The 9228-nt window shown below is 67.4% G+C and carries 10 protein-coding genes; 8 read left to right on the forward strand and 2 right to left on the reverse strand.

From position 1 onward, the window contains the following. Positions 1-137 precede the first annotated feature (137 nt). The 4 genes from VFL64_RS15495 to VFL64_RS15510 are packed head-to-tail and all read left to right on the forward strand — an operon-like array spanning position 138 to position 3952. The gene (locus VFL64_RS15495) at positions 138-638 is read left to right on the forward strand and encodes an Lrp/AsnC family transcriptional regulator (protein WP_489541277.1); all 501 of its coding nucleotides are present in this window, start codon (positions 138-140) and stop codon (positions 636-638) included. Beyond that, positions 625-1107: a siroheme decarboxylase subunit beta gene (gene ahbB / locus VFL64_RS15500; protein WP_489541278.1), complete on the forward strand. Its 483-nt coding sequence runs from the start codon at positions 625-627 to the stop codon at positions 1105-1107. The genes VFL64_RS15495 and ahbB overlap by 14 nt, the downstream gene beginning before the upstream one ends. A 6-nt stretch (positions 1108-1113) precedes the next feature. Beyond that, complete coding sequence (gene nirJ, locus VFL64_RS15505; RefSeq protein ID WP_489541279.1) at positions 1114-2346, forward strand: heme d1 biosynthesis radical SAM protein NirJ; 1233 nt, start codon at positions 1114-1116, stop codon at positions 2344-2346. After that, complete coding sequence (locus VFL64_RS15510; RefSeq protein ID WP_489541280.1) at positions 2330-3952, forward strand: cytochrome D1 domain-containing protein; 1623 nt, start codon at positions 2330-2332, stop codon at positions 3950-3952. Before nirJ ends, VFL64_RS15510 begins: the two co-directional genes overlap by 17 nt. Before the next feature lie 9 nt (positions 3953-3961). Here the strand turns inward: VFL64_RS15510 and VFL64_RS15515 are convergent, their stop codons facing one another. Both VFL64_RS15515 and VFL64_RS15520 read right to left on the reverse strand, forming a co-directional pair. Beyond that, positions 3962-4663 (reverse strand): Crp/Fnr family transcriptional regulator, encoded by a 702-nt coding sequence (locus VFL64_RS15515; protein WP_489541281.1) that lies wholly within the window; start codon positions 4661-4663, stop codon positions 3962-3964. Between the two features lie 85 nt (positions 4664-4748). After that, complete coding sequence (locus tag VFL64_RS15520) at positions 4749-5669, reverse strand: COX15/CtaA family protein (RefSeq protein ID WP_489541286.1); 921 nt, start codon at positions 5667-5669, stop codon at positions 4749-4751. 179 nt (positions 5670-5848) lie between these two features. Between VFL64_RS15520 and VFL64_RS15525 the strand changes: the two genes are divergently transcribed. The 4 genes from VFL64_RS15525 to cyoE form a co-directional block, all read left to right on the forward strand. After that, positions 5849-6004 carry a hypothetical protein gene (locus tag VFL64_RS15525; RefSeq protein WP_489541282.1) on the forward strand — a complete coding sequence of 52 codons (156 nt, stop codon included), beginning with the start codon at positions 5849-5851 and terminating at the stop codon, positions 6002-6004. A 31-nt stretch (positions 6005-6035) separates the two neighbouring features. Further along, on the forward strand, positions 6036-6575 hold the full coding sequence (locus VFL64_RS15530; RefSeq protein ID WP_489541283.1) for a cytochrome C oxidase subunit II: 540 nt from the start codon (positions 6036-6038) through the stop codon (positions 6573-6575). A gap of 17 nt (positions 6576-6592) precedes the next feature. Next, positions 6593-8293 (forward strand): cbb3-type cytochrome c oxidase subunit I, encoded by a 1701-nt coding sequence (locus VFL64_RS15535; RefSeq protein WP_489541284.1) that lies wholly within the window; start codon positions 6593-6595, stop codon positions 8291-8293. Positions 8294-8348: 55 nt separating this feature from the next. After that, on the forward strand, positions 8349-9228 hold an 880-nt coding region (gene cyoE, locus VFL64_RS15540; RefSeq protein WP_489541285.1), incomplete at its 3' end, for a heme o synthase.

Below are 9228 nucleotides of genomic sequence, written 5' to 3' on the forward strand. Positions count from 1 at the left end.
CACGGTGCTCGACCTGGTCGCTCAGGCCATCGCCGGCGCCGGGCTGGCCGACTGTGACCATGCCGTGCTCTTCAGCGCACGCCGCTTCAAGCAGCAGGGCGCGCGCTACTTCCGAGAAGAAGCCCGGGAGGCCCCGCATGCCCTTGCCTGACGCCACCCGCACGCCGCTGAGTGCCACCGACGCCCGGCTGATCGACCGCCTGCAGGGCGACCTGCCGCTGACCGAGCGGCCCTTCGCCGACGTGGGCGCCGAGCTGGGCCTGAGCGAGGTCGAGGTCATCGAGCGACTGCACACGCTGCTGGCGCAAGGCGTGCTGACGCGCTTCGGCCCGCTGTTTCACATCGAGCGCGCGGGCGGCCAGTTCCTGCTCGCCGCCATCGAGGTGCCTGAAGCTGATTTCGAACGCGTGACGGCCCTCGTCAACGCCTTGCCCGAGGTGGCTCACAACTACCGCCGCGAGCACCGGCTCAACATGTGGTTCGTCGTTGCGGCCGAGACGCCGGCCGACGTGGAGCAGGCCTGCCGGCGCATCGAGCGTGACACCGGGCTCACGGTGCACCGCTTCCCCAAGGAGCGCGAGTACTTCGTCGGCCTGCGCCTGCCGGCACAAAGGGATCCAACCCATGGCTCTGTCTGAATTCGACCGCGAGCTGATCGGCGCCACGCAAAGCGGCCTGCCCTTGGTGGACCGGCCTTACGAAGCCATTGGCGCGATGCTCGGGGTGCCGAGCAGCGCCGTGCGCGAGCGCTTCGCGCAGATGCGCGAGCAAGGCCTGGTGCGCCGCATCGGCGCGGTGCCCAACCACTACCGGCTCGGCTGGGTGGCCAACGGCATGACGGTGTGGGACGTGGCCGACGAGCGCATCGACACGCTGGGCGCGCAGGTCGGCGCCTTGCCCGGCGTGACCCACTGCTACCGCCGGCCGCGCTCGCTGCCGCTGTGGCCCTACAACCTCTTTGCCATGGTGCACGGCCACACCCGTGCCGACGTGGAACGCCAGGCGCTGGAGATCGCACACCTGCTCGGTGATGCCTGCCGCGGCCACGAGATCCTCTACAGCAGCGCCATCCTCAAGAAGGCGGGCCTGCGCCTGTCGGAAAGCTGAGCCCCCATGTTTCGCATCTCCCAGTTCATGCGCGAGATCGCCCACGCCGAGAAGCACGGCCAGTACCCCACAGCAGGCCGGCGCGGCGCACCCGCCGGCCCGGTGGTGATCTGGAACCTGATCCGCCGCTGCAACCTCACCTGCAAGCACTGCTACTCGCTCTCGGCCGACCACGACTACGCGGGCGAACTCGCCACCCAAGAGGTCTTCGGCGTGATGGACGACCTCAAAGCCTTCGGCGTGCCGGTGCTGATCCTCTCAGGCGGCGAGCCGCTGCTGCGGCCCGACATCTTCGAGATCGCCGACCGGGCCCGCGCGATGCGCTTCTACGTGGGCCTGTCGACCAACGGCACGCTGATCGACGAACCCATGGCCGAGCGCGTGGCCGTGGCCGGCTTCGACTACGTGGGCATCAGCCTCGACGGCATCGGCGCCACGCACGACAGGTTCCGCCGCCTCGAAGGCGCCTTCGAGCGCAGCCTGGCGGCCGTGCGCCACCTGCATGCGCGCGGCGTGAAGGTGGGGCTGCGCTACACGATGACGGCAATGAACGCGCACGACCTGCCGGCCTTGCTGCAGCTGATGCAGACCGAGGCGGTCGACAAGTTCTACTTCTCGCATCTCAACTACGCCGGGCGCGGCAACATCCACCGCGCGCGCGACGCCGAGTTCGCCGCCACCCGCCAGGCTCTCGACCTGCTGTTCGAGACCGCCTGGGCCGATGCCGCGGCCGGCGGCGACAAGGAGTTCGTCACCGGCAACAACGATGCCGATGGTGTCTACATGCTGCAGTGGGCGCGCAAGCGCTTCCCGCGCTGGGCCGACGCGCTGCGTGCCCGGCTCGAAGCCTGGGGCGGCAACTCGTCGGGCGTCAACGTGGCCAACATCGACAACCTGGGCAACGTGCACCCCGACACCATGTGGTGGCACCACACCCTGGGCAACGTGCGCGAGCGCGCGTTCTCGGCCATCTGGGCCGACACCTCCAACCCGCTGAGGGCCGGCCTGAAGGCGCGGCCGCGCAAGGTCGGCGGGCGCTGCGCGGGCTGTGCGCACTTCGCCATCTGTGGCGGCAACACCCGCGTGCGGGCCGAGCAGGTCACCGGCAACCCCTGGGCCGAAGACCCGGGCTGCTACCTCAGCGACGGCGAGATCGGCCTGCGCGCGCCCAGCCAGCGCATCGCCATCACGCCGTTCAAGCACCAGCCTCGTGGAGAGCGCCATGTCCAAGCCCGATGACGCCCCCGTCGGCCGCTGGCACTGGGTGCTGCCGGTGGTGCTGGCCCTGGGCCTGATGTGGATGGGCACCGAGTTCGCACGCGCACAGACCGTACCCGCCGAGTCCGTACCCGATGCCGCCGCCCTGTACCAGCAGCATTGCGCCGGCTGTCACGGCGCCGAACGATTCGGGGCGATGGGCCCGGCGCTGCTGCCCGAGAGCCTGGAGCGCCTGCGCAAACCCGAGGCGCTGAAGGTCATCACCCACGGCCGGGCCGCCACGCAGATGGCGGGCTTCGCGGCCTCGCTCAAGCCCGACGAGATCAGCGCGCTGGCGCAGTACATCTACTCGCCGGTGACGCCCGCACCGCGCTGGGCCGACGCCGACATCCGCGCCTCGCGCGTGGCCGATGCGCAGGCGCGCGACCTGCCCAACAAGCCCACCTGGTCGGCCGACCCGATGAACCTCTTTGTCGTGGTCGAGGGCGGGGACCACCACGTGAGCCTGGTCGACGGTGACCGCTTCACGCCCATCCACCGCTTCGCGAGCCGCTTCGCGCTGCATGGCGGGCCGAAGTTCACGCCCGATGGCCGCTTCGTCTTCTTCGGCTCGCGCGACGGCTGGATCACCAAGTACGACCTGTGGAACCTCACCGTCGTGGCCGAAGTGCGCGCCGGGCTCAACATGCGCAACGTGGCGGTGAGCGGCGACGGCCAATGGGTGATGGCGGCCAACTACCTGCCGCACACGCTGGCCTTGTTCGATGCCGAGCTGAATCTCGTGAAGACCTTCGACGCCACCACCCTCGATGGCAAGGCGAGCTCGCGCGTCTCGGCGGTGTACGACGCCACGCCGCGCAAGAGCTTCATCGTGGCGCTGAAAGACATCCCCGAGCTGTGGGAGATCTCGTACGACCCGAAGGCCGCGCCCATCTACGACGGCTATGTGCACGACTACAAGATGGGTGAAGGCATGGCCAAACCGGGCATGCACGGCGTCAAGCGCACCCTGCTGGACGAACCGCTCGACGATTTCTTCTTCGACCAGAGCTACCGCCACGCCTTGGGGGCCACACGGGCCAAGGCCGATGGCCAGCCGAGTGCGCAGGTGGTCAACCTCGACATCCGCCGCAAGATTGCCGAACTGCCCATTGCCGGCATGCCCCACCTGGGCTCGGGCATCACCTTTGCGTGGCAAGGCACGACGGTGCTCGCCAGCCCCAACCTCAAGGACGGGGCACTCGACGTGATCGACATGGGCAGCTGGAAGCCGGTGCGCACCATCAAGACCCCGGGGCCGGGCTTCTTCGTGCGCAGCCACGAGGCGAGCCGCTACGCCTGGGCCGATTCGATGATGAGCCCGGCATCCAAGGACACGCTGACCATCTTCGACAAGGCCACGCTGGAGCCGGTGGCGCAGGTGCGCGAGCCGGGCAAGACCTTGGCGCACATCGAGTTCACGAAAGACGGACGCTACGCGCTCGCCAGCCTGTGGGAGATGGACGGCGCCTTGATCGTCTACGACGCGGCCACGTTCAAGGAGGTCAAGCGCCTGCCAATGAGCAAGCCCGTGGGCAAGTACAACGTGTGGAACAAGATCTCCCGCTCCGAGGGCACGTCACATTGAGGAGCCGCCTCAGGCTGCGGGCTGGTATTCCGCCAGGCGTTTCGAGTCGATGATGCGGATGTCGCGCCGGTCGATCTGGATCAGCGCAGCCGACTCCAGCTCGTGCAGCACGCGCGAGAAGTACTCCGGCGTGAGCGACAGCAGCGACGCGATGGTGGCCTTGCTGACGGGCAGCGACACCGTGAGCGCCTCGCCGCAGTCGCAGTGCTCGGGATCCTGGCCGCGCAGCAGGTAGCCGATCACGCGCTGCAGGCCGCTGTGCAGTGAATTGGCTTCGACGTCTTTCACCAGACCGTGCAAACGGCGCGAGATCCCGGCCAGCATGCGCAGCGCAAAGCGCGGATCGTGCGCGATCTCGGCCAGCACGGCGGCCTTGGAGACCGACAGCAGCAAGGTGTCGGTGAGCGCCTGCGCGCTGATGATGTACGGGCGGCCGGTGAACATCAGCGCCTCGGCAAAGCTGTTGCCGGGGCCGACCAGCTCGATCACCTTCTCCTGGCCCGTGGGGGAGATCGCAAAGAGCTTCACCTGCCCGATCACGGTGACGTGGAACTCCTCGCACGCCTGGCCCACGCGAAACACCATGTCGCCGCGACTCAGGCGGCGCAGCTGCGACCCCGCGGCCAGCCGCTGCAGCTCGTCGCTGTTCATCTCGTTGAACAACGGCAGCACCGACAGGTAGCGAGGAACATCGAAGTGTTTGACCTCCATGCGCGTGATCTCCGGGCTGTGGTTCGCGCGGATTGTGGCCAAGGCGGTGCTGGCCGAACTTGAGCAGCGTCAAACCGGCTGCGGGTCAGACCAGGGTCACCAGCGTGGTCAACAGGGCTGCAGCCAGGAAGTTGTGCAGTAGTGCCAATGCCAGCGGCAAGGCCCACGCGCCCATCGCCAGCCCGAGCGTGATCTGCGCGGCCAGCAGCACCAGCAGCAAGACGGCTCTGCGAGGGCGCCCATTCCGCCATGCGCTCCACGTGGTGGGCACCAGCAGCACCACCAGCAACACGCCGCCGAGGCGATGCAGGCCGTGGGCCAGCATGCCCGAGGGGTTGACGGGTGGAGTGGCGCTGAGCACCGGTTCACGCCACGGGTTCAGCGTGCCCCAGTCGGCCGAGCGCAGCAGCGCGCTCAGGTCGCAGCCGCTGCTGCAGCTCAGGCCCGCGTACGACGCGCTCACCAGACCACCCAGCCCGACCTGTGCCGCGAGCAGCAGCGCAGCGAGCGCTGCCCAGACACGCAGGCCGCGTTGCGGTTTGTCCGCCAATGCGAGCCGCACGCACAGCGCCAGCATCAGAATGCCGCCCAGCAGGTTGCCCATCGCCACGGCTGGCACACGCGCCTGGCTGCTCCAGCGACCGAGCACAGCGAGAAACAAGGCCAGTACCAGGAGGGCCAACGCCTGCCAGCTCTCGCGCGCGAGCCGCGGGCTGGGGCCAAAGCACACAGCCAGCATGGTGATGACGAGCAGCAAGGCGGTGACGGCCGTGATGCGGTGCACCAGGCGCGCTGCGGCGGTGGCCGTCTGCTCTTCGGCGCTGACCGGCACGCCTTGCTGCAACTGCCGCAGGCTCTGCCCATAGCAGGCGGGCCAGTCGGCGCAGCCCAGGCCCGCTTTGGACAGGCGGATGAAGGCGCTCAGGCTGGTCACGGCCAACACCATCACGGCACACCACAAGGCGAGGCGGCGCAAGACATGGTGGCGGCGGGCGATGTCGCTCATGAGCACGGTGGGCAGTGAGTGCGGCGCATCGTAGCCGCCGCGTGCTCGCTTGTCGCAGTGCGGCAAAGACAACCGGTGGTTTTCTTGAACTGGTTCAAGTGAGGCGAAGCGGTACGTCCGCAGAATCGCCAGAACCCGTGCGCACCCTGTGCCGCGCGTCAACCTGCCGGAGAGAACCCATGAGCCCGACCGACAACGACAACGAGCCCGTGCCCTGGATGCAGCAGCTGCTCGACAACCCGTTCCTGCTGCTGTTTCTCGGCGTGATGGTGCCGATGGTGGTCTACACGCTGTGGGGTGTGATCGACATCCTCACGATCCCGTTGGCCAAGTGAGCTAACGCATATACAGAGAGGAGAAGCCCCGATGAGCGCCATCCAGCCCCCGTCAGAACGCCTATGGTGGAAACACCCGCTCGACCGCGTCGAAGGCACCTGGATCCTGATCGCCTTGGTCTGGTGCCTGATCATGTTCTTCATGATGGTTGGCTGGCACATCTACGGCAAGCAGAACCTCTCGACCGAGACCTACAAGACCACGCCCGACAAGTTCTCGGCCAAGGCGCAGGCCATGGTCGACAAGTACACCGTGCGCACCGAGACCGAGGCCAAGGTGCCGGTGGTGGCGCCCCCGGCGGGCAGCGACATCTACATGATCGCGCGGCTGTGGAACTTCTGGCCCATCCTCGAGCTGGAGAAGGACAAGACCTACAAGCTGCACCTCACGTCGATGGACTACAACCACGGCTTCTCGCTGCAGCCGGCCAACATCAACATCCAGATCGTGCCGGGCTATGAGCACGTGGTGACCGTCACGCCCAACCAGTCGGGCACTTACTCGGTCGTGTGCAACGAATACTGCGGCATCAACCATCACACGATGGTCGGTCGCATCTACGTCAAGTGAAGGGGAGGGCGACCACCATGTCCAGCGCGACAACCTACCGGACCTGCCCCCGCTCCGGGCTGCAGTTCGAAGCCAATGCCGAGAAGCTGATGCTGGCCAACGCCGTGGCGGCGGTGGTGTTCCTGCTGATCGGCGGCATTCTGGCCATCGGCGTGGTGCTCACCCGCTGGCCCGCAGTGCACTGGCTGGAGGCCGACACCTTCTACCAGGTGCTCACCGCTCACGGCATTGACATGCTGATCTTCTGGATCATCTTCTTCGAGATCGCGGTGCTGTACTTCTGCTCGTCCACGCTCCTGAGGTGTCGGCTGGCCACGCCCAGGATTGCCTGGCTCGCCTTCGCGCTGATGGTGATCGGCGCGGTCACCAACAACGTGGCGGTGTACCAGGGCGGCTCCAGCGTGATGATGACGTCCTATGTGCCGATGATGGCCGCGCCCTCGTTCTACCTGGGCCTCATCCTGTTCGCGGTGGGTGCGCTGATCGGCTGCTTCGTCTTCCTGGGCACGCTGGTCGTGGCCAAGCGTGACAAGACCTACCAGGGCTCGGTGCCGCTGGTGACCTTCGGCGCCATCACGGCCTGCATCATCGCGGTGTTCACCATCGCCTCGGGCGCGATCATCCTGATCCCCACCTTCCTGATGTCGGTGGGCATCGTGAAAGAGGTCGACCCGCTGGTCTACCGCACCATCTGGTGGGCCTTCGGCCACTCGTCGCAGCAGATCAACGTGGCGGCGCACATCTCCATCTGGTACGCAGTGGCGGCGATCGCCTTCGGCGCCAAGCCGATGAGCGAGCGCGTGAGCCGCGGCGCCTTCCTGCTCTACATCCTGTTCCTGCAGCTCGCCAGCGCCCACCACCTGCTGGCCGACCCGGGCATGAGCACCGGCTGGAAGGTCGTCAACACCAGCTACTTCATGTACTTCGCGGTGCTCGCTTCGATGATCCACGGCCTCACCATCCCTGGTGCGATGGAAGTGGCGCAGCGCGCCAAGGGCTTCAACAAGGGCCTGTTCGAGTGGCTGCGCAAGGCACCCTGGGGCAACCCGACGTTCTCGGGCGTGTTCATCTCGATCATCGGCTTCGGCTTCCTGGGCGGTATCTCGGGCGTGATGATGGGCACCGAGCAGCTCAACATGATCATCCACAACACCATCTACGTGCCGGGGCACTTCCATGCCACGGTGGTGGTGGGCACCACGCTGTCGTTCATGGCGCTGACCTACTTCCTGATCCCGGTGCTGTTCAAGCGCGAAATGATTGCCCCGGGCCTGGCGAAGATCCAGCCTTACCTCTTCGGCCTGTCGATGTACTTCTTCTGCCTGGTGATGATGGGCGCGGGCACGCTCGGTGTGTCGCGCCGCCACTGGGACATGGCCTTCCAGGGCGCTGCACTGGCCTACCAGTGGCCGGGGGCGGCCTACCTGATGATGGGCCTGGTGGGCATCGGCGGCATCGCGGCCATCGCGGGCGGCGGCATCTACATCTACGTCACGGTGGGCTCGCTGCTGTGGGGCAAGAAGCTGGAGTCAGGTGCGCCGAGTGCGAAGTTCACGCCCGTCCCGCGCACCGCACCGACCGCCGTCGCGCAGACCTACGGCTCGGCTGGCTTCGCGGCACCGGGCACCTTCATGCTGGCGATGGTGTTCCTGGTCGCCTTCGTTCTCTACTACTTCATCAACTGGAAGTACCTGTCGCAGGTGTGGGGCCTGAGCTGAGCCATCGGGCAGGTGGGCCACGCAACGCACAACCCTTGAGCGAAGGACGAACCTCATGAACTCGACCACCCTCGCGCAAGGCGCCCGCCCGAGCCCAGCCCACACGGCCCGCCTGGTGCTGGGCCTGTTCAAGCTGCGCATCGGCGTGATGATCATGGTCACCGCGCTGGTGGGCCTGGCGGTCACGCCGGGGGCACCAGGGGCAGCGCTCAGCCTCGCGCAGGTGGCGGTGCTGGCACTGGCGGTGCTGGGTGCGTCGGCCAGCGCCGGTGCCTTCAACCAGTACTACGAGTACGACACCGACCGCCTGATGGCGCGCACCCGCACGCGCGCCTTCGTCACCGGTGCTTTGCGGCACTCGCCGGCCTGGCTGCTGATGATCGGCGGGCTGCTGGCGGTGTCGGTGGGTGCGGCGTGGTGGGCACTCAATGCGAGTGCCGCGCTGTACACCTTTCTCGGCGCCTTCTTCTACGGCGTTGTCTACACCATGTGGCTCAAGCGGCGCAGCTGGACGAACATCGTGATCGGCGGCCTGGCCGGCAGCTTTGCCGTGCTGGCCGGCGGCGCGGCGGTCGACCCCACGCTCGGGCCGCTGCCCTTGCTGCTGGCGCTGGTGCTGTTCCTCTGGACGCCACCGCACTTCTGGAGTCTGGCGATCGCCAACCAGGCCGACTACGCCGCGGCGGGCGTGCCCATGCTGCCGGTGGTGGTGGGGCCCGAGCGTGCTGCACGCGTGGTGTTTGCGAGCACGGTCGCGCTGGTGGCGGCTTCGCTGCTGCCGGGCCTGTTCGGCGCCGGCCCGGTCTACATGGTGGGCGCGGCGACAGGTGGGGGCTTCTTCTTGCTGAAGTCGTGGCGCCTCGCGCGCAACACCCACCGCAAGACGGCCATGGGCTCGTTCTTCGCGTCGCTCGTGCAACTGAGCCTGCTGCTGG

Source organism: Rhizobacter sp., from assembly GCF_035702065.1.
Classification (GTDB): domain Bacteria; phylum Pseudomonadota; class Gammaproteobacteria; order Burkholderiales; family Burkholderiaceae_C; genus Rhizobacter.

Coding starts and splice junctions, on each gene's coding strand:
- VFL64_RS15495 (WP_489541277.1), top strand. CDS start 138: ATGCCCTTGCCTGACGCCACCCGCACGCCGCTGAGTGCCACCGACGCC.
- ahbB (WP_489541278.1), top strand. CDS start 625: ATGGCTCTGTCTGAATTCGACCGCGAGCTGATCGGCGCCACGCAAAGC.
- nirJ (WP_489541279.1), top strand. CDS start 1,114: ATGTTTCGCATCTCCCAGTTCATGCGCGAGATCGCCCACGCCGAGAAG.
- VFL64_RS15510 (WP_489541280.1), top strand. CDS start 2,330: ATGTCCAAGCCCGATGACGCCCCCGTCGGCCGCTGGCACTGGGTGCTG.
- VFL64_RS15515 (WP_489541281.1), bottom strand. CDS start 4,663: ATGGAGGTCAAACACTTCGATGTTCCTCGCTACCTGTCGGTGCTGCCG.
- VFL64_RS15520 (WP_489541286.1), bottom strand. CDS start 5,669: ATGAGCGACATCGCCCGCCGCCACCATGTCTTGCGCCGCCTCGCCTTG.
- VFL64_RS15525 (WP_489541282.1), top strand. CDS start 5,849: ATGAGCCCGACCGACAACGACAACGAGCCCGTGCCCTGGATGCAGCAG.
- VFL64_RS15530 (WP_489541283.1), top strand. CDS start 6,036: ATGAGCGCCATCCAGCCCCCGTCAGAACGCCTATGGTGGAAACACCCG.
- VFL64_RS15535 (WP_489541284.1), top strand. CDS start 6,593: ATGTCCAGCGCGACAACCTACCGGACCTGCCCCCGCTCCGGGCTGCAG.